Here is a 19,121-nt window from a genome sequence, read left to right on the forward strand (position 1 = left end):
GGCTGCCGTCTTTTTTTATGCTTATTAAGTTAGTTGGATGGATAACTTTTTGTGTCGTGAGTCTACATCCAGCTCCTTGCCCGACTAGCTTATAAGTCAATCGGCTCGGTCATTATAAAGTCATTCACTCCAGGTTGTGCCCCCAAGGAGCTTACTCTTTTGCTCATGCATATTGCTTAAGCATTTTATACATACGCTGACCTTCATCATTCAGTACATGACCATTACCGTGACATTTCGTGCATTCTTTCGTATAGCTCGTTTCTTCAACGGCCATTTTCCACGCCGCTATTTCATTGGCATGATTGACACGCTGATAGTGATCCCCAAGCATGTTGGCTTTATGATCATCATATTCTTCATATTTTCCAGTTCCGTGACATAGAGGACAGACGTTGTATAGCTTACTCACTGTTTTGGTTTGCATCACGAACACTTCCTTGTTAGTTGATATTTATAAATTATGATTGATTTTACGGAATATTCAGACGGATTGCAAGAAGTTCATAGGCTTTTTTTTGATATAAAAAAGAAAAAAAGTCACAGTCCTAGATCTATCAAGGGATGACCAAATTTGTTAAGAATCTGTGAACAAAACCAATTCGTCATTCATTTCTAAATTCACTGAAAATTATCATTGACAGAACAAGGGTATGGATTCTATAATTTCTAGCAAGTCAAAAATAGAATCATGATTCTCTTATTTTGAGTGGCGGAGGGACTAGGCCCTGTGATGCCCGGCAACCTTTCAAGCTTTTTGTTTGAAAAAGGTGCCAATTCCTACAGATGTATTCATCTGGCAGATAAGAGGAAGAACCGAGAATTCAAACCCTTCTTCCTTTTGCCGGGAAGAAGGGTTTTTCATTATTAAAAAAGAAAGGTGCGGCTGAGGATGAAACGTACATTAGAAGAACGATTACAGGATGGGCCCGTTGTGTGCGGGGAAGGATACTTATTTGAATTGGAAAGACGAGGATATTTACAGGCTGGATCATTTGTGCCAGAGGTAGCGCTGGATAACCCTCAAGCGTTAAAGCAGACATATCGAGACTATATGCTGGCTGGTTCAGATGTTGTACTAGCCTTTACGTATAATGGCCACAGAGAAAAGATGAGGATCATCGGTAAGGAGGATCTACTTGAACCGTTGAACCGCCAGGCGATCCGATTAGCCAAAGAGGTAGCCCAGGAGCATCCAGAAGAAGAAGCGCTCGTGGCTGGGAACGTTTCCAATACGAACCTTTTCAATCCAGAAGATGAAGATTCAAAAGCGGCAGTAAGAGAAATTTTCAGGGAAATGACTGGCTGGTGTAAGGAAGAAGGCGTAGACTTCGTTAACGGAGAGACCTTTTATTACTATGAAGAAGCGAAAATCGCCCTAGAGGAAATTCAGAAGCAAGGACTGACTGCAGTCATTACGCTTGGATTGATGAGTGAGAATATATTAAGAGATGGCTATACCGTTGAAGAGGCGTGTCGTCTTTTAGAAGAACAAGGGGCTCTTGTTGTTGGCATGAACTGCTTCCGCGGTCCTGCTACGATGCAGCCTTATATCGAAAAGATTAGAGAAGAGGTAAAAGGCTATGTAGGGGCCCTGCCTATTCCGTACCGCACAACTGAAGAACATCCAACCTTCTTTAACTTGCCGGATGGCGGCTGTTCTTGTTCACTTCCAACAGAGACAACTTTCCCTACTTCTTTGGATCCATTGTATTGCAACCGCTATGAGCTTGCTGAGTGGGCAAAAGAAGCGAAAGAGACAGGCGTCAATTACTTTGGACTTTGCTGTGGTGCCTCGCCGAGCATGCTTAGAGAAGTTGCGGAAACGGTTGGCAGAGAAACTGTTAACTCGACGTATTCTCCTGACATGAAAAAGCACTTCTTGTTCGGTACAGACGAAACATTGCAACAACATAACAGGGAATACCGTACGAAAGCTTAGCTCATATGAGCGTTTTACGGATACGAGTTCTTCATACGTGATAAACTGAAAGAAAGAACGATTCGTAAAAGAGGTGAGGACGGGCTATGGAAAAAATGGATGAACAAAAACTGATTCAGCAGCATTTAGCGAATGAGCGGACGTATCTTGCCTGGATTCGAACTGCTATTGCTCTTGTCGGTGTAGGATTTTTAGCGACAACGCTTCACATTAATGGGGCCCAGCAAATGAGCCGTTTCGGAGAAGATCTGGCCATCCTTGTCAGCATTGCATCGTTGTTTCTAGGTGTCATGACGATCGTTGGTGCAACTATCAATTATTATCAGACAAGGCGTAATATTAATGAAAGCCGTTTTGTGTCCTCACACAGAATCATTGTATTTATGACTGCTGTCGTCATTTTGCTCGTCATACTCGTTTCCGCTTATCTCACCTTTGTGTAAGCAGAAAACCGAGAAAACAGTTTATTGTTTTCTCGGTTTTTTTGTTCAGTTATTCTTCTTCATCATAAGGGTAAAGCTCTTCAGATGCTTCAGTACTTAGCTGAGGCGTAGGATTCACATTTCCTTTTCTTTCTTCTTCACCATCCAAGTTTCTTGCTACGGACTGGTGGAAGAAATATTCGAAAATGGTCAGCGAAATCGTTGAAATGAGTGTCGCTGAAAAAACATTATCTCCTACGGTCAGTGCATCTGTCATAAAGTAGATAACAGCAAAAGCAAGTACAAAATCCGCAATCGTTGCTGTTGTATTACTGGATCGCGATAGTAACATCAAATCACCAAGTGCATAGGAAAGTGCTACCAACACTATAGTGATTAGAAAGACGTTACCAAACGATACATCAAATCCTGCGCCTAAGATGATCGCAAGGATAACTAAACTGAACAAAAATTTCATAGCAATTAATTTCAAGTGATCCACATAGAACACCTCCTGCTCTCCTATCATTTGCAGAGAGGAATAAACTATACCTGCTTTACTTTTTATTTACAATAAGTGTGATGATTTTTCTGATCGTGGGCAAAATAACCAATAAAAAAACACACTTTCAAAAGAGAGCCCTACATTTTAGAAAGCGTCAGAACCTCCGCAGCGACCTGCGTCCGCACTCCTGGCTGCAGATACCGTGGATTTTGACTGGCCGAGTTATAATTGGTTTGAAGCGCTGCTACTAAAAGAAGGAAATCTTTGGAGGTAAGCTCATGTCTTCGTGAGGAAAAGTATGCTGTTCTCTCACCGTCTGAGCTCTTGAGTCATCTTCACGGGATTTTTAAGGACAGCAAATCTGAAATCGCTAGAAGATAATGATCCACAAACAGATCAAAGACTTCAACAAACAGACATAGAAATTGTGTCTGAATTTAAAATTGGGTATTAGAGGGATTTATTCGTAAAAAAGTCCGAAGTTCCGAGAAAAATAACTAGGAAACGATTGTCGGTTACGCGCTAAAAACGATTTAATTTTCACAGATTGACTTAACTCAGGAAAGACCTTTTTCTAACAAGAGTTTTCAGGAGGGGTATCATCTGGCACCTGTAATAAATGAAACAGTAAAACTGCATCTCTTTGTTGATCACTCCTCGATAGAACATTCGCAAATAACGGAGGGCAAGTGATGGCAAAACAAATCTTTTCATCAACACAAAGTAATCGTCTTGAAGTTTGTACAAATGGAGATGTAACCAGCAAGTCCATAGAAGTTTTATGAATTGGATTTGATATGGGAGAAAAAAAGTACCTGGTTAATATTCTAGCCAGGCACTTTTTCTGGATATCAAATAAGTAATTATTTTTTAATGACTCCACATGCGATTCGTTCGCCTGCATCCCCTGACGGCTGAGACTTGTTATCATCAGCTTTTGAGTGAATGACAAGAGCCGTACCTCCTACTTTTACTAAGGAGTTTTTCTCTCCTTTTTTCAAGGTGACTTGATCTGCAGTTATTTCTTTTTGAACGGAACCTTCTTTACCTGCCTCAATATTCGGGAGATCGCCAGCGTGTGGTCCGTCTTCCGATTCTGTCCCGTGACTAACATCGGTGGGATTAAAGTGACCACCAGCAGATTTGAAGTCAGGAGCTTCACAGGAACCATTTTCATGAATATGGAAACCATGCATTCCTTCCGGTAAAGAGGAGGCGACTAAATTGATATCTACTCCTTGGTCTTCCTGTTCAAGTTCAGCTGTTCCTACTTCTTTACCATCGCTATCTTTTAACTGTACAGTGATGGTCTCAGGAGGTGTTTCTGAATCTGTCTGTTCTTGATTTTCTTCGCCTGTCGTTGATTCTTCTTCCTGGCTGGTATTTTCTTCTTCATTTTCTGAACCTCCGGTACCCTCCTCCGTCGATCCACATGCAACCAGGATAAGCACTAGCAATAATGGGAAAACCATTAGTCTCCAACGTTTCATCATTATTTCTCCCTTCTTATTTTTTACAGAGTTTTCCACGTGTTTGTAGAGCGATAAACCTTTCTATGTAAAACTCAATCCATGTTCCTAAGTGTACTCCTTCTGGTTCAGGTCAAAAGAAGTTGATCTTCTATGAGGAGAACCAGTCTCAAGAGGCCAGAGGGTGTGGACATTTTCATTGATGGATATGCATAAATTGGTATGAAGAGTAATAAGGAGGTGGAGAAGTGATGTATCAGCAAAGATATCCAGGAGGTCCGTTTGTATACCCATATGGTTACTATGATCCTTATGGATATAATAGGAATTATTATCCGACAGCACCGTACGGTTATGACCCTTATCGTCAGGCGTACTATTTTCCTCAATCTTATCCGTATTATATTCAACAGACAGTTAATGCGCAGTATGGGCCCAAGGACTGGCGAGCAAGCTGGAAACGTTGGGAAGATCTAGGTACACCGCCGAGAGGCTTCACAGGTTCCCCGGCTGTATCCTCATGGCAGCAAAATAGACTGGACTGTTTCGTGCGTGGAAATGATAACCGCATGTGGCATAAGTGGTGGGACGGTTCAAGATGGAGGGAGTGGGAAGATCTCGGAGCACCACGTGGAGGAGTGAGAAGTTCACCAGGAGCCGTATCATGGGGACAAAATCGCATTGATGCGTTTGTAAGAGGAAATAATGATCGTATGTGGCACAAGTGGTGGAACGGTTCACGGTGGAGTGATTGGGAAGATCTTGGCTCACCTCCACGAGGGTTTGAAGGCTCCCCGACCGTTGCTTCCTGGCAGTCCAATCGTTTGGATTGCTTTGTTCGAGGGGATGACAATAATCTGTGGCATAAATGGTGGGATGGCTCAAGATGGAGAGAATGGGAAAATCTTGGGGCACCAAGCGGTGGCGTGAGAAGTTCACCAGGGTCGGTTTCCTGGGGCCCAAACCGTATTGATTGTTTCGTAAAAGGGCGTAATGACCGGATGTGGCATAAGTGGTGGAACGGTTCACGCTGGAGCAATTGGGAGGATCTCGGTGCCCCTGGAGGAGGATTTGATGGAGCTCCTGCGGCAGCCTCCTGGGCAAGGAATCGTATCGATACGTTTGTACGCGGCAGCAATAACCAGATGTGGCACAAATGGTGGAATGGTTCACGCTGGAGCAATTGGGAAGACCTCGGGGCTCCACAAGGCGGAGTGCGTTCTTCGCCAGGAGCGGTCTCATGGGGGCAAAATCGTATTGATTGTTTTGTTAGGGGAAGAAACGATCATCTATGGCATAAATGGTATTCATAACTTAAATTACCCACCGGATGAAGGGTTCCGGTGGGTTTTATTTGGAATTAAGAAACCCGTCAGAAAAAGTCCTGACGGGTTAATGGTTTATTAGCTAGCTATTATTTACCGATGAACATTTGAGTCCAGTAGTTTCCATTCTCAGCATGTCCAACGCCAATGTGAGTGAAGTTAGGGTTCATGATATTTTTACGGTGACCATCACTGTTCATCCAGCCTTCTACTACTTGCTCAGGAGAAGTTTGTCCCATGGCAATGTTCTCGCCAGCTGTACGGTAGTCAATGCCGTATTGCTTCATCATATCGAATGGAGAACCATAAGTTGGACTGTTATGAGAGAAGTAGTTGTTGTTTTGCATATCTAAGGATTTGTCTTTGGCTACTGCGCTAAGTTCTGTATCTAGTTCTAGCGGCTGAAGTCCTTGCTTCGCACGCTCTTCGTTCGTCAATTCAACAACTTTTTGTTCAAAAGCAGATACTTCTGAGCTCACATCCTGAGTGTTTTCCTCTTTAGGCGCTGCCTCTTCTTGTTGTGGCTGCGCTTCAGGAGCAGGTTTAGCTTCTGCTGGCTGCTCTTGCTTAGGTTCTTCTACTTTAGGTTCTTCCTGCTTAGGTTGTTCTTGCTTTGGCTGCTCTTGCTGTGGTTCAGCTGGAGCAGGCTTCGGCTCTGGCTTAGCCGGCTGGACTTGGAACTGCTCTAGAAGAGCTTGAATATCAACTTGCTGGAAGTTTTGACTCTTCAGCGCTTCTTCATTTTCAGCAACCCAGTCCATCACGCTATCTATTTGGATGTTCTTTTGTTCGACTTTAAAAGTTTGGCTATCTCCTGAAGATGCTAGAGAAGTAGCCGGCGCCGCTAGTAAAGATAGAGCAAGCGCTCCTGTTACGAATAATGATTTGCCTTTCATGAAAACTCCTCCTTGAAAAAGTTTGTTTTTTCAACAACTTCATCCTATCATTGGAATCTCGTAATATTTGAGGATGAATTTGGAAGTGTAAGAGGAGAAGCAATGAGGAAATAGAGAAGTAAAAGAGGATATGTGCGCCACTTCTATATTTTTTGTGAGATTTAGAAAAGTGGGAATAATAGAATTGTGGAAGCGAAATTTTCATCTATTAATAAATATTACCAGTATTTCGATATTGACAGGTTTTGAGATCGCTCGGTTTTTTTACATGTGTGACACCGGTGTTACAAAGTTTCATAGAGATTAACAAAGAAATGCCTCATCCAAATGGACGAGGCATTTTTAAATTATGGTTTTAAAATCACCTTAATATTTCCATCTTCTTTTTTATCAAAAATGTCGTACCCTTTTGCAGCATCCTCAAGATTCATACTATGGGTGATGATATCTGTAGGATCGAACTCTTTGTTTTCAATCATGTCATAAAGCTCCGGCATGAGGTGAATCACAGGAGCCTGCCCCATTTGCAAGGAAACGTTACGAGTGAAGAAATCCCCTAATGGGAAACCGTTCGCCTCTGTTCCGTAAACACCTGTCAATTGGACCGTACCGAACTTTCTGACTGCCTGTGAAGCAGTCTTAATTGGACTGATCGTACCGAACTGATTATCAAACTCCGACCCAAACGATTCATCTGGAGGAACCGTGCCGTCCATCCCAACACAGTCAATGACTACATCAGCCCCCCCTTTTGTATTCTCATGTAATAGGGAACCGATATCTTCATGTTCTTTGAAATTGAAGATTTCCGTTTGGTTTGTACGTTTTGCATGATCCAGTCGATGGTCGACCTGGTCGACAGCAATGACGCGCTCAGCACCTTTCAGTTTGGCAAACTTCTGGGCCATGAGGCCGATCGGTCCGCTCCCGAGAATAATAACAGTATCTCCTTTTTTCACTCCGCTATGTTGGACGCTCCAGTAAGCTGTCGGAATCACATCTGATAAGAAAAGGACACTTTCGTCATCGAGCTCACTTGATTCCGGAACCTTGAAAGAGGTGAAATCAGCATAAGGAACGCGTAAGTATTCGGCCTGACCGCCTGGATAGCCGCCGTTGATTTCCGTAAAACCGAATAAACCTCCTACCTCACCGTGAGGGTTGGACTCATCACATTGGCTTTCCATCTGGTTTTTACAAAAGAAACATTCTCCGCAGCCGATGTTGAATGGAATTACCACACGGTCTCCTTTTTTCAATGTCTTCACATCTGGACCGACTTCTTCGACGATTCCCATTGGTTCGTGACCGACTACGTAATCTTCTTTCGGTTCAATTCCACCTTTATATAGGTGCAGGTCTGATCCACATATTCCACTTGCTGTTATTTTAACAATCATATCGTTATTTTCTTGAATAGAAGGGGTTTCGACTTCTTTTACAGCCATTTTTTCTTTGCCTTGAAAAGTGACACCTTTCATTATGGTCACATCCTTTGTTGATAGTATAGTAGTATAATTCCTTTATTTGGTAGATTTAAACTTATATCATTCCACTATTCCTTCTTAACAGCGTGCTTTCACACTTTTAGGCACCCGCACATATGATTGGCAATAGAGGTGGTGAAGCATGAACAATAAAGGACAAAATCGTGTCCGCGATCCTTTTACAATTGAACAAGAAGAATGGAAAAATCGTCAGCTTAAAAACAGGCTTAAACAGCTGCTGACCATATCATCGCCGATTTTTATCTTAATTCTCTGGGAATTCCTGTCACGCACAGGCTTAGTCGACGCCAGGTTTTTCCCGCCGCCTACGGAAATCGTAGGAACATTTCTTTTTATGGGAACCAGTGGAGAATTATTTGATCACATCGGAATTTCTTTATTCCGTATTTTTGCTGGATTTTTGCTAGGTGTCATTCCGGCAATCATTCTCGGATTATTAATGGGGCTTTATTCTCCTTTGAGACATTTCTTTTCTCCGTTGATTATGGCCTTGATGCCTATACCGACTTTGGCGTTATTGCCGATTATCCTTATTTTATTCGGTGTAGGTGAAGTGTCTAAAATCGTTACGATCGCTGGAAGTGTATTCTTTCCGGTCATTATTAATACGGTGGCGGGTGTTGTTAACATTGATCGGATTTACTTAGATGTCGCTAAAAATTATGGAGCAAATTCACGGGACTATTTCTTTAAAATTGCTCTTCCAGGATCCCTGCCTGTCATGATTGAAGGCATTCAGATGGGGCAGGCGATTGCACTATTAACGATTGTAGCCGCAGAAATGATGGGAGCTAATTCTGGAATCGGATTTTTGATCTGGACATCATACAAAGCCTTCTTACTACAGGAAATGTATGTCGGGCTTGTGTTGATTTCCTTTTTTGGTTACCTCTTTTCTCTCATATTACGTGGATTTCAGACAAAATTATTGCCCTGGAAATAATGACGGATTGGAGGTGAGTATATGGATACTAAAATTTCGATTCGTGGTTTGACGAAAGTTTTTTATAAAAAAGGAAGCAGTGTGACAGCCCTTCAAGACATAAACATGGATATTAAGGATGGCGAATTTGTCTGTATCCTTGGTCCGAGCGGTTGCGGAAAAACGACATTGCTTAGGATCCTGGCAGATTTGGAGAGTAAGAGTATCGGGGATTTTACCATCACTCGTGGAGAGAAGGATCGACCGTTGCAGTCCATGGTTTTTCAAGAGCGCGGGGTCATTCCTTGGCTGACGGTAGAAGAGAACGTAGCATTTGGACTTAAAATGCGTCATTTACCTAAAGCTTTTGTAAAAGAACGGACTGAGTATTATTTATCGAAGGTAGGATTAGATCGGTTTGCCAAACTTTATCCAAAAGAACTTTCTGGAGGGATGAAGCAGCGTGTCAGTATTGCAAGAGCATTTGCGAATGATCCGGAGATTCTCCTAATGGATGAACCATTCGCTGCATTAGATGAGCAAAACAAATTTATTCTGCAAGAGGAATTGTTGAACATTTGGTCAGAAACGAAAAAAACTGTGCTTTTCATTACGCATAGCATCGATGAAGCCCTGCTTTTGAGTGATCGCATTTTATTAATGAGCTCTCAACCTGGGAAAATCGTAGAAGAATTGGTGGTCGATATGCCAAGACCGAGAAAGATGGAGGAAGTGAGAGCGGACCCCGATATGGCAGACCGTTTCGTTCAAGTTTGGAAACACCTCCAGGATGAAGTGCAAGGGTCACGTGCTTAGGAAGAAAGGAGACCATGATGATGAAAAAAGCTTATCTGCTATTTCTCATTCCTTTGTTTTTATTTGGGGTAGTGCTAAGCGGATGCAATTCTGGGGATTCAGACCAAAAAGATACCCCGGCTGATGGTGAGGTCAGCGAAGATAACCCTAGCGGTGATCTAGCTCCATTGGAGAAAAAGACGACCGTCGTCATTGCTGAAGACGGGGCAGCTTCAGGAGCTGGATTTTATATCGCGAAGGAAAAAGGATATTTTGAGGAGTACAATATAGAGGTGAAGTTCACTCAGTTTGCGAACAGTGACGACATGCTGCCGGCTTTGGCTGCAGGTGAAGTCGACATTGCGGGAGGAGTATCTACTGCCTCTTTCTTCAATGCGATTGCCCAAGGAATTGATGTGAAGATTATAGCGGATAAAGGGCACTACTTTGATGGAAAATCCTATTTCTCCTTCGTAATACGTGAAGATTTAGAAGAGGAAATTCAATCCTATGAAGACTTTGAAGGAAAGCGAATTGCCGTTTCTTCGAGAAATGCTGTAGATGATTACATTTTCCAGCGAATGCTTGAACACGCAGGGTTAACTGAAGAGGATGTCGAGTTTGTTCTGATGTCTGATTTCGGGAATATGCTTGCAGCGATGGGGAATGGTTCCATTGATGCAGCTTTACAAATTGAACCACTCATTACTCAAGGGGAGCAAGAGGGACTTCATAAGCGCTTCGGTGATGCAACCGACTTTGCTCCAGAAGCCCAAATAGCGATGGTGCTTGGTTCTCCATCATTTATCAATGAAGAGACGGATGTGTCGTTAAGATTTATGGCTGCTTATTTGAAAGGTGTCCGCGACTACAATGATGCATTTGTTAAGGATAAAGGTAAAGATGAAATTATTGAGATTATGACCAAACACACAGCCTTGAAGGATCCAACGATATGGGAGAAAGTATCCGTGACAGGTCTCGATCCGAATGGCGAGATGTTCATCGAGGACATTAAGAAGCAGTATGACATGTATAAGGAGAACAACGCCATTCGAGGGGAACTTGATTTTGACAAAGCTATAGACACGTCAATGACCGAAAAAGCCGTTGAAGTACTAGGAGAATACAAATAATAAGCCACCGCCTTTCTATAAAGGAAAGGCGGTATTTATATGCTTGTATGATGTAAAATTCTGTCACCTCAGGTCATCCAGATTCTGGATGACCTGAGGTGACAGAATACGGAAGTTTTGATGTATAATCCAAAGGGAGAAGTGATTAAGGTCAGGAAGGAGTTCAGAAAATGAGAAGATTTGAAGAAATGAAAGACTTTAAAGCATTTACGGAGATATCCAGCCGCTGTTATCCCGGTATGAAGTTAGATTCAAAGGAAGATAAGGAACGCTATCAAGAGCACAGGGAGAAGATGAATCAAGAAGAAAACATCCGACATATCGGTGTTTATGAAAATGGTGATATGATAGGAGGCTATATAGAATACCAGCATATGCTGAGTTTGTATCAGCAAAAAATTCCTGCAGCAGGTATCGGGACGGTGGCGGTTGATTTACCGTATAAAAAACAGGGACATGCGAAAGCCATCATTCAAAGGTTTATTGAGGACGCACGCGAGCAAAAAAGACCATTTGTACAATTGTATCCATTCCAACCGTCCTTTTATCGGAAAATGGGCTTTGGCTTGGGGCCAGCACTTCACACGTTCCGGTTTCACCCCTCTCAACTTCCACCATTCCCAACTGTGGATCCCGTCTCTGTTTTAAAAGAGAATGATAAAGAAGAGGTCAAGAAGTGTTATCACAGATGGGCAAACCAAACTCATGGAGCGTGTGAAAAAGCCCATTATGAATTCAAATTCCTGGACTTAGAAGACTATCATGCCGTTGGCTATAAGAGAAACGGGCAGGTAGAAGGGTATCTTGTCTACCAATTTCACCAGCAGCCAGGCGATCATTTTCTCCAAAATGATTTATACGTAATTGATTTCATCACGACTTCTCAAGAGGCTTATCAATCTCTCATTCATTACTTACATATCCAAAAGGACCAAGTGCGTTCTATTAAAATGCCAACGTTTAATGAGCAATTTTCCTTTTTACTGCAAGATCCATGTCACACAGATAAAGAGTTGTTGTATCGTATTTACCATAAGACAAGTGAACAGGGACATGGCTTGATGTATCGAATCGTCGATGTTCCTATGTTTATGAAGGCTGTGGAGTCACATTCATTCGGAAATGAAACGGTTAAGATCGGCTGGAAGATTACCGATACGTTTATGGATGAAGAAGATTATTACGTGTACCAATATACAAAGGGTTATCCTAGTTTTGTTGAAGATGGATCGGACATCGATATTCATATCGGAATTGCTGAATTTTCCTCCCTTATGATGGGGAGTGTAACTCTCGAAGGACTGATTAATGGCGGCTATGTAAAAGTGGCGGGTGAGCAGTACCTTGAAAAGGCTAATCGATTATTTCACAATCCAACAAAACCTCAATGCTGGACTTTTTTCTGAGCATACACAAAGACCGCTGAATCATTCAGCGGTCTCTTTTATGAGCGTTTCATTATACGCTCGTAGTGCGAATAAAATTCTACCTCAGGTCATCCAGTAAATGGAAATAAACCAAATGAAAAAAACTGCATCTTCTAAGATACAGTTTTGCTGTTATTTTTTCAGTTTAGCTTCAATGATGTATCGATCCGGGGCATCACCAAAAAACTCAAATGGATAGCACGTTGTCAAAGTAAGCGTAGCGTCGTCTTTCTCTACAATGACCGACCGGTCCTGTGCGTCAGTGACCCACGTTTTTTCCACTTCGTAAGTATAGGAAGTATCGTCATAATTAACGGTGAGCACATCGCCCTCTGCTACATCACCAAGTCCTGTAAAGACGGTTTCACGGTGCCCGCTTAAAACGGTATGACCCTTTTCCAGATTTGGTACAGTGGTCCATTCGCTGACGTACATCCCTACTCCCCGGTCTAACGACTGGTCATCTGTACCCCAGAACACTTCAAACTGCTTCTCAATAGCTGGAATTTCGAGTGAAGCCATCTTTTCGCCTTTACCAAACTCATAGTCAAGAGTGCTTACAGGTTTGGATGGAGCTGTATGTAGGTTCTCTGTCTTTGGTAAATCATTATCTTGTGTTTGTACATTTTGAATATTCTTATCATCAGCCGTAGCATTTACTTTTTGGCTTTGCGCCAGATCAGATACCGATTGTTTTCCCATATACCATTGGTAACCACTCCAGCCAGTGATGAGTAAACCAAAAGCAAGGACTAATGTTCCGATCCACTTCATAGGATTCACCTTCCTTTTCTAAAAAAGAGGGCAGGCACATTGCCCGCCCGAGTGGGGATGATAGCCAAAAACTATTAATGCTGTCTGCGGAATACTAACAAGGATCCGCCGACTGCTATTAAACCGGCACCTAACAGCGCGTATGTAGCATAAGGTGCTGACGTATCAGGCATTTCTCCGCCTTCTTCCATATTTTCCTCAGTAGTGGTTTCCTCAGAGGATTCGTCGCTATCCATAGCATCATCGGAAGAGCTGTCTTCGCTCGCAGACTCATCACTGCTCTCAGCGGAGTCATCACTGCTATCACTGGATAGACTTTCACAAGGGACACCGTCCTTATCACGGTCTAAACGGTCCGGATCATTGTTTTCATCGTATCCATTCTCTTCCCAATACTGCTCAGCAGCTTCCGTAGAATCAAAGTCATCACAATCTTTGTCATTACTTTCATCTGCACTTACAATACCCATGCTACTGAAAATTAATCCTAATGAAAAGATCCCTGCTACAAATTTTTTCATACTTTTTCCTCCTTAGTAAATTTAGTAATTTAATCATCCCCTTTTGGTAATTGTTGTATTTCTTAGATACAGTAACCGGTATTTGCCCTAGTTAAACATTTCCAAAAAGAAAAATTAAGGTCCTTAGCGAAATTTCCTAGGTCCATTGTCTTTCTGCATCTTCTATCCATCTTGTGGTAAAATTTGATTATATGTGGGAATATTCATAGTTATTCGACAATAAAAAGGAGGAGAGGAAGATGCAAACGTCAACACCTTTGAGAAATTTCTGGCAGTGGCTCTGGGCTATGCATGACCAAGCGAAAGACTTAATGAAGTTTACCGTTACTGGAAATGCAGAAGGGATGCAAGAGAAGGAAGCAGAGAAAGCTCAGACAGGAGGCTCGGGTCCATCCTTTGATATGAGGCAAAAAATAGGCCTCTTTCTAGGACCAATTTTATTTATCTTAATCCTTCTATTCTTTAAACCTGAGGGATTATCTGAAAGCGCTGTCTCTATTTTAGCCAGCACCGTTTGGATTGCCACTTGGTGGATTACAGAAGCTATGCCAATACCTGCTACCTCTTTACTTCCATTGATTTTATTTCCGCTTACCGGGGGATTAGATGGAGATGCCACCGCTTCGTCCTATGGGGACAATACCATCTTCCTTTTCATGGGCGGATTTTTAATTGCCCTTGCGATGCAAAAATGGGACCTTCATAAGAGAATTGCTTTATTCATCATAGGTCTTGTGGGAACGAGCACGGAATTGATTGTTCTAGGTTTCATGTTGGCTACAGGAGCACTCTCTATGTGGATTTCCAATACAGCCACTTCAATGATGATGGTTCCAATCGGTATGGCCGTTATCTACCAGGCAGCCGAACAGCTGAAAAAAGAGGGAGAAGGGGAGGTCGATCATTCTTCTTTCAATTTTGGAAAAGTCATCATGCTGGGAATTGCTTACAGTGCTTCCATTGGAGGATTAGCGACTCTCATTGGTACACCGCCAAACACGATTTTCCGTGCCGTTGTTCAGAAAACGTATGGAATTGAGATTTCATTTGCCGGTTGGATGGCGTTTGGAGTACCGTTATCGATCATCTTCTTGGCGATTGCCTGGTTTTATTTAGTAAAAGTAGCTTTTCCAATGAAAATCAAGCAGCTGCCTGGCGGTAAAAAGGTTATTAATAACGAGAAAGAGGCGCTTGGGGTTATGTCGCCGGAAGAAAAGATTGTGATGACAGTCTTTACTATTACGGCTCTTGCCTGGATCTCACGCTCTTTTGTACTCGTGCAAATCAATGAAAATATCAATGATACGATTATCGCAATGATCGCTGCCATCATTCTCTTCCTAATCCCATCGATCAGTAGAAAAGGAGATTTTATATTAGATTGGGATACTGCAAAAGGGCTGCCATGGGGAATTTTACTGCTTTTCGGAGCTGGTCTGGCGATTGCGACGGGCTTCCAGGAGTCCGGACTTGCAGAATGGATTGGGACGCAATTGACCATCTTGGAAGGCGTCACCTTTATCCTGATTCTGGCCATTGTGGTTGCCCTTGTAATATTCTTGACTGAAATTACATCAAACACGGCAACAGCTACGATGATGTTCCCGATCATGGCTTCTTTAGCCCAAGCTATTTCAGTTCACCCTTACAGTCTGATGATCGGTGCAGGTGTCGCGGCAAGCTGTGCCTTCATGCTGCCAGTTGCCACACCACCGAACGCCGTTGTTTTCGGTTCAGGGTATTTGAGAATACCCGATATGGCAAAAGCCGGCTTTCTATTGAATATATTCGCTATCTTTATAGTTACTTTAGCGATTTATTTCTATTTGCCTATGATCTGGGGGATTGATTTGACTACGTTCCCTGATCAATTTCAACAATAATAGAGGATGAACTTAAAAAATGGCAAGGAATCAGTCAGCAATGACTCCATACTCATCGAGGGAAGCAGGGTTTTGGCGCGTAACAATCGCGCTGATGCTCGCTTCCTTGCTTATATTTTCAACCTTGTATGTCTTTCAGCCTTTATTGCCTGTTTTCGTACAAGAGTTCGATATTAGTGCAACAGAATCAAGTTTTTTAATGTCAGCAGCGGTTATCTCGATGGCAGTTGGATTATTTGTATTGGGATTTCTAGCGGATCGATACGGAAGACTCCGACTGATGCAGCTATCCCTAGTAATAACAGTAATTATACTTATAGCTATGCCCTTCAGTTCCTCTTTTGAGTGGCTTGTGGCATTAAGGCTTTTGCAAGGGTTTTTCCTTGCAGGGATTCCAGCTGCAGCGATGGGCTATTTAGGAGAAGAAGTCTCATCGAACCATCTGGGACTAGCTATGACGCTTTATATTTCAAGTAATGCTTTTGGCGGCATGGGAGGAAGAATAGTTGGCGGGTATTTGACCGACGTTTTCCAATGGGAAAGTATGCTTTTCATACTCGCAGGAGTCGGTGTGATTTCTATGATTCTATTTATTTGGTTATTGCCTAAAGAACGTTTCTTCGAAAAAATGGATCAATCCTTGAAAGAAGACTTGCGTGGCATGGTCGTTCATTTAAAGGATCGTTCGATGCTCGTATTATTCATGGTCGGATTGCTCCTGCAAATTGTCTTTACTGCAGTGTGGACGTACTTACCTTTCTATCTGCAGTCCGATCCTTACAGTTGGTCATTGAAATGGATATCCATCACATATTTTGCTTATATCCTTGGAGTCTTAGCACCACCGTTTGCCGGTAAGCTCTCTGATTCCTTAGGTCAGACAAGAATTATGTTTGCCGGATTAGTCATTCTTATTGGGGGAGTGGTTCTGACATTAATGTCGCCTGTCGGGTTTATTCTTACAGGGTTGGCGCTTTTGTGTTCTGGTTTTTTTGTGGCCCACTCGATGGCTGCAGCCTTAGTCAGTAAATCAGCTACTCATCATCGGAGTGGAGCTTCTGGATTTTATTTGATCAGTTATTACACAGGTGTTGCAATAGGTAGTACAGCGGTAGGTGCATTATGGGAAAATTATCAATGGATCGGAGTAGCGGCAACAAGTTTAGTGCTCGTCTTCATATTTATTTGCTTTCCCCTTTTTAAGAAGTGATAGAATGGGAGGTAGGGAGTTGAGAAGTATGGATAATAAGCGACCAATCGTTAAAGGGATTGATGTTGATATCAACACAAGGTGTGCCCACTATCACACGGAGAAAGATATCATTGCTATTAAGTTCCATTGCTGTAAAGAATACTATGCCTGCTATTACTGTCATAAGGCATCAGCTGATCATAACGCTACCCGATGGCCAAAAAAAGAATGGGATGAACCTGCGATTTTATGTGGGAACTGTTCCCATGAGTTAAGCATTTCAACTTACCTTGATGTAAATAACTGTCCAAGTTGCAATCACGAGTTCAATGAAGGGTGTAGCAATCACTACCACCTATATTTTGAATATGATCGTAAAAGCTTGTAGAGACTGAATGGCTCTGCAGGCTTTTTGTGTGGCGATTTTAATTCTTTAAAAACTTACATGAATTCTAAAATTATTCAGAGGGCTTCTTACTGTTAAAGATTCTAAAACATCTGCTTTATATTCTTACATATCTTTCAATACTCACGAAATAGCCTGTTTTCTCTCCTTTTCTAAGAATGACTTTTCCAAATTGACCTAAACTAAATGACGCAGGGCTAGTTGTTTGTTTACAATTTTTTACTTTACGTTTTACCGCAGTTTACAATCACTCCCTAAAATAGCAACTGTAAGAAGATTCTACATACGGAGGGGAAAAAGAGTGAAAAACCGCGTAGCTGAGAAAATCATGTCGGTTACTGCCTTATCTTGCTTGCTTATGGGGAGTACTGGGTTAGGGAGTCAACATGTACAGGCCGAGGAACATAGTGATAAAGAAGTGAAAAACGTCATCTTCATGATTGGAGATGGAATGGGGCCGTCCTATACAACTGCCTATCGATACTTGAAGGATGATATGAGCACAAAGGAAATGGAAGAGACAGCTTTTGATTCGCACTTAGTTGGAATGCAATCAGTCTATTCATTCGATCCTTATCATGACGGAGGGGAAGATGATGAAAAAGAAAACATACCAGATTCTGCAGCAACAGCGACCTCAATGTCGTCTGGAGTTAAAACCTACAATGGCGCAATCGCCGTCGGTCTAGAAAAGAAAAACACGAAGACTGTTTTGGAAGCTGCAAAAGAAAAAGGATTAGCAACAGGTCTTGTTGCGACTTCCCAAATTAACCACGCAACTCCAGCCGCGTACGGTACTCACGATGAATCCCGGAACAATTATGATGCGATTGCTGATGATTACTATGATGATATGATCCAGGGGGAGCATAAAGTGGACGTGCTTCTTGGCGGAGGAACAGATTTCTTCGAGCGTGACGATCGTAACCTAGCTAAAGAATTCCAAAAAGATGGCTATGATTATGCGACCACAACTGAAGAGATGATGAACTCTAAGAGTGATCAAATTTTAGGACTATTTGCTCCTGTTGGCTTAGAAAAAGCGATCGATCGTCCTCAGGAACAACCTTCCTTAGAGGAAATGACGACAACAGCTCTTGAGAAGCTGAAAAGTGATGAAGATGGGTTCTTCCTTATGGTTGAAGGCAGTCAGATTGACTGGGCTGGTCACGATAATGATGTCGTAGGGGCCATGAGTGAGATGGAGGATTTTGAAAAAGCGTTCAAGAAAGCTATTGAATTTGCAAAAGAAGACGAAGAGACACTTGTTGTTACGACTGCGGACCACTCTACTGGTGGATTTTCGATTGGGGAAGGCGGCCCATATAAATGGGATCCAGAGGTAATTCAGGCAGCAAAACGCACGCCGGATTATATGGCGCGCCAAATTGTTGAAGAAGATGCTGATATTGACAATACACTAACTGAAAACATTGACTTTGAATTAAAATCAGAGGAGATCCAAGCGGTTAAGGATGCAATGGCTAATGCTTCTGAAGAAGAAAAAATGATGGAAGTGGATAACAGTATTGAACAAATCTTTAATGAGCGTTCTGGAACTGGATGGACGACAGACGGCCACACAGGTGTTGATGTTCCTGTTTATGCCTACGGGCCAGGATCTGAAATGTTTACAGGTAAGATCGACAATACTGAGAATGCGGACAACATCTTCAAAATTCTCGGCTTATCCAAATCAGAAGACGGAGGAACGCTTGCAGATACAAACGCTTCTTATCCTACTCGAGTGCTAGTTGGTGCCTTGATTGCAGGAGTGGGTGCCATTCTAGTTTTCCGCAGAAAAAATTCTCTTAATTAGTTTTGACTAAAAAAAGATCAACTGAGGATGGTCTTTTTTATTGCTCTTCTCCTAATTCTATTGACCCTGTCCTTCGACACTCGTATAATGAAATTACAGAATAGTCTGTCATCTTTTGTTGTTTCTTCTGTTATTGTTGGGCTACTGTCATTCCATAGTCACGGTCGTTTGTTGAAAAG

The 19,121-nt window shown here is 42.3% G+C and carries 19 protein-coding genes and 1 riboswitch; of the genes, 12 read left to right on the top strand and 7 right to left on the bottom strand.

Translation table 11 applies throughout. From position 1 onward, the window contains the following. Positions 1-163: 163 nt before the first annotated feature. Positions 164-427 carry a hypothetical protein gene (locus tag ACRYKC_RS06235; RefSeq protein ID WP_433805876.1) on the bottom strand — a complete coding sequence of 88 codons (264 nt, stop codon included), beginning with the start codon at positions 425-427 and terminating at the stop codon, positions 164-166. Between the two features lie 270 nt (positions 428-697). Then, positions 698-810, top strand: a riboswitch (SAM riboswitch). Positions 811-892: 82 nt separating this feature from the next. Here ACRYKC_RS06235 and ACRYKC_RS06240 point away from each other — a divergent pair. After that, positions 893-1,942, top strand: coding sequence for a homocysteine S-methyltransferase family protein (locus ACRYKC_RS06240; RefSeq protein ID WP_433805877.1), 1,050 nt, complete (start codon positions 893-895; stop codon positions 1,940-1,942). Positions 1,943-2,037: 95 nt separating this feature from the next. Next, complete coding sequence (locus ACRYKC_RS06245) at positions 2,038-2,385, top strand: YidH family protein (RefSeq protein ID WP_433805878.1); 348 nt, start codon at positions 2,038-2,040, stop codon at positions 2,383-2,385. Between the two features lie 49 nt (positions 2,386-2,434). On the opposite strand, the gene ACRYKC_RS06250 is transcribed toward ACRYKC_RS06245, so the two are convergent. Beyond that, on the bottom strand, positions 2,435-2,866 hold the full coding sequence (locus ACRYKC_RS06250; RefSeq protein ID WP_433805879.1) for a YndM family protein: 432 nt from the start codon (positions 2,864-2,866) through the stop codon (positions 2,435-2,437). A 549-nt stretch (positions 2,867-3,415) separates the two neighbouring features. On the opposite strand from ACRYKC_RS06250, the gene ACRYKC_RS06255 reads away from it, so the two are divergent. Further along, a complete protein-coding gene (locus ACRYKC_RS06255; RefSeq protein ID WP_433806179.1) occupies positions 3,416-3,562 on the top strand; it encodes a GH32 C-terminal domain-containing protein in 147 nt (48 codons plus the stop codon). Positions 3,563-3,732: 170 nt separating this feature from the next. Here the strand turns inward: ACRYKC_RS06255 and ACRYKC_RS06260 are convergent, their stop codons facing one another. Beyond that, positions 3,733-4,359, bottom strand: a complete 627-nt coding sequence (locus ACRYKC_RS06260; RefSeq protein ID WP_433805880.1) for a superoxide dismutase family protein — start codon at positions 4,357-4,359, stop codon at positions 3,733-3,735. 230 nt (positions 4,360-4,589) lie between these two features. On the opposite strand from ACRYKC_RS06260, the gene ACRYKC_RS06265 reads away from it, so the two are divergent. Then, positions 4,590-5,651 (top strand): PLL family lectin, encoded by a 1,062-nt coding sequence (locus ACRYKC_RS06265; RefSeq protein WP_433806180.1) that lies wholly within the window; start codon positions 4,590-4,592, stop codon positions 5,649-5,651. Positions 5,652-5,752: 101 nt separating this feature from the next. On the opposite strand, the gene ACRYKC_RS06270 is transcribed toward ACRYKC_RS06265, so the two are convergent. Further along, entirely contained in the window at positions 5,753-6,559 is an 807-nt protein-coding gene (locus ACRYKC_RS06270; RefSeq protein ID WP_433805881.1) for a CAP domain-containing protein, read from the bottom strand. Positions 6,560-6,906: 347 nt separating this feature from the next. Further along, positions 6,907-8,040, bottom strand: coding sequence for a zinc-dependent alcohol dehydrogenase (locus ACRYKC_RS06275; RefSeq protein WP_433805882.1), 1,134 nt, complete (start codon positions 8,038-8,040; stop codon positions 6,907-6,909). A gap of 148 nt (positions 8,041-8,188) precedes the next feature. On the opposite strand from ACRYKC_RS06275, the gene ACRYKC_RS06280 reads away from it, so the two are divergent. The 4 genes from ACRYKC_RS06280 to ACRYKC_RS06295 all read left to right on the top strand — a co-directional run bounded on the left by ACRYKC_RS06280 (position 8,189) and on the right by ACRYKC_RS06295 (position 12,326). Continuing rightward, positions 8,189-9,010: an ABC transporter permease gene (locus ACRYKC_RS06280; protein WP_433805883.1), complete on the top strand. Its 822-nt coding sequence runs from the start codon at positions 8,189-8,191 to the stop codon at positions 9,008-9,010. A gap of 21 nt (positions 9,011-9,031) precedes the next feature. Further along, positions 9,032-9,805, top strand: coding sequence for an ABC transporter ATP-binding protein (locus tag ACRYKC_RS06285; RefSeq protein WP_433805884.1), 774 nt, complete (start codon positions 9,032-9,034; stop codon positions 9,803-9,805). Between the two features lie 20 nt (positions 9,806-9,825). After that, positions 9,826-10,920, top strand: coding sequence for an ABC transporter substrate-binding protein (locus ACRYKC_RS06290; protein ID WP_433805885.1), 1,095 nt, complete (start codon positions 9,826-9,828; stop codon positions 10,918-10,920). A gap of 170 nt (positions 10,921-11,090) precedes the next feature. Further along, complete coding sequence (locus tag ACRYKC_RS06295) at positions 11,091-12,326, top strand: GNAT family N-acetyltransferase (protein WP_433805886.1); 1,236 nt, start codon at positions 11,091-11,093, stop codon at positions 12,324-12,326. Positions 12,327-12,479: 153 nt separating this feature from the next. Here the strand turns inward: ACRYKC_RS06295 and ACRYKC_RS06300 are convergent, their stop codons facing one another. Further along, positions 12,480-13,130, bottom strand: coding sequence for a class D sortase (locus ACRYKC_RS06300; RefSeq protein WP_433805887.1), 651 nt, complete (start codon positions 13,128-13,130; stop codon positions 12,480-12,482). 65 nt (positions 13,131-13,195) lie between these two features. Further along, on the bottom strand, positions 13,196-13,642 hold the full coding sequence (locus ACRYKC_RS06305; RefSeq protein WP_433805888.1) for an excalibur calcium-binding domain-containing protein: 447 nt from the start codon (positions 13,640-13,642) through the stop codon (positions 13,196-13,198). A 239-nt stretch (positions 13,643-13,881) separates the two neighbouring features. Between ACRYKC_RS06305 and ACRYKC_RS06310 the strand changes: the two genes are divergently transcribed. From ACRYKC_RS06310 to ACRYKC_RS06325, 4 genes are all read left to right on the top strand, one after another. Further along, positions 13,882-15,525 (top strand): SLC13 family permease, encoded by a 1,644-nt coding sequence (locus ACRYKC_RS06310; RefSeq protein WP_433805889.1) that lies wholly within the window; start codon positions 13,882-13,884, stop codon positions 15,523-15,525. Positions 15,526-15,544: 19 nt separating this feature from the next. Continuing rightward, positions 15,545-16,735 carry an MFS transporter gene (locus ACRYKC_RS06315; RefSeq protein ID WP_433805890.1) on the top strand — a complete coding sequence of 397 codons (1,191 nt, stop codon included), beginning with the start codon at positions 15,545-15,547 and terminating at the stop codon, positions 16,733-16,735. A gap of 28 nt (positions 16,736-16,763) precedes the next feature. Further along, positions 16,764-17,105 carry a CHY zinc finger protein gene (locus ACRYKC_RS06320; RefSeq protein ID WP_433805891.1) on the top strand — a complete coding sequence of 114 codons (342 nt, stop codon included), beginning with the start codon at positions 16,764-16,766 and terminating at the stop codon, positions 17,103-17,105. A 346-nt stretch (positions 17,106-17,451) separates the two neighbouring features. Further along, entirely contained in the window at positions 17,452-18,942 is a 1,491-nt protein-coding gene (locus tag ACRYKC_RS06325) for an alkaline phosphatase (RefSeq protein WP_433806181.1), read from the top strand. Positions 18,943-19,121 lie beyond the last annotated feature (179 nt).

This window comes from Halobacillus sp. A1-3, assembly GCF_050971765.1.
GTDB classification, from domain to species: domain Bacteria; phylum Bacillota; class Bacilli; order Bacillales; family Halobacillaceae; genus Halobacillus; species Halobacillus mangrovi_B.

What these genes read in the sequence shown, in the direction of transcription:
- ACRYKC_RS06235 (WP_433805876.1), bottom strand. Translation starts at nt 427, where the DNA reads ATGCAAACCAAAACAGTGAGTAAGCTATACAACGTCTGTCCTCTATGT.
- ACRYKC_RS06240 (WP_433805877.1), top strand. Translation starts at nt 893, where the DNA reads ATGAAACGTACATTAGAAGAACGATTACAGGATGGGCCCGTTGTGTGC.
- ACRYKC_RS06245 (WP_433805878.1), top strand. Translation starts at nt 2,038, where the DNA reads ATGGATGAACAAAAACTGATTCAGCAGCATTTAGCGAATGAGCGGACG.
- ACRYKC_RS06260 (WP_433805880.1), bottom strand. Translation starts at nt 4,359, where the DNA reads ATGAAACGTTGGAGACTAATGGTTTTCCCATTATTGCTAGTGCTTATC.
- ACRYKC_RS06265 (WP_433806180.1), top strand. Translation starts at nt 4,590, where the DNA reads ATGTATCAGCAAAGATATCCAGGAGGTCCGTTTGTATACCCATATGGT.
- ACRYKC_RS06270 (WP_433805881.1), bottom strand. Translation starts at nt 6,559, where the DNA reads ATGAAAGGCAAATCATTATTCGTAACAGGAGCGCTTGCTCTATCTTTA.
- ACRYKC_RS06275 (WP_433805882.1), bottom strand. Translation starts at nt 8,040, where the DNA reads ATGAAAGGTGTCACTTTTCAAGGCAAAGAAAAAATGGCTGTAAAAGAA.
- ACRYKC_RS06280 (WP_433805883.1), top strand. Translation starts at nt 8,189, where the DNA reads ATGAACAATAAAGGACAAAATCGTGTCCGCGATCCTTTTACAATTGAA.
- ACRYKC_RS06285 (WP_433805884.1), top strand. Translation starts at nt 9,032, where the DNA reads ATGGATACTAAAATTTCGATTCGTGGTTTGACGAAAGTTTTTTATAAA.
- ACRYKC_RS06290 (WP_433805885.1), top strand. Translation starts at nt 9,826, where the DNA reads ATGAAAAAAGCTTATCTGCTATTTCTCATTCCTTTGTTTTTATTTGGG.
- ACRYKC_RS06295 (WP_433805886.1), top strand. Translation starts at nt 11,091, where the DNA reads ATGAGAAGATTTGAAGAAATGAAAGACTTTAAAGCATTTACGGAGATA.
- ACRYKC_RS06305 (WP_433805888.1), bottom strand. Translation starts at nt 13,642, where the DNA reads ATGAAAAAATTTGTAGCAGGGATCTTTTCATTAGGATTAATTTTCAGT.
- ACRYKC_RS06310 (WP_433805889.1), top strand. Translation starts at nt 13,882, where the DNA reads ATGCAAACGTCAACACCTTTGAGAAATTTCTGGCAGTGGCTCTGGGCT.
- ACRYKC_RS06315 (WP_433805890.1), top strand. Translation starts at nt 15,545, where the DNA reads ATGGCAAGGAATCAGTCAGCAATGACTCCATACTCATCGAGGGAAGCA.
- ACRYKC_RS06320 (WP_433805891.1), top strand. Translation starts at nt 16,764, where the DNA reads ATGGATAATAAGCGACCAATCGTTAAAGGGATTGATGTTGATATCAAC.
- ACRYKC_RS06325 (WP_433806181.1), top strand. Translation starts at nt 17,452, where the DNA reads ATGTCGGTTACTGCCTTATCTTGCTTGCTTATGGGGAGTACTGGGTTA.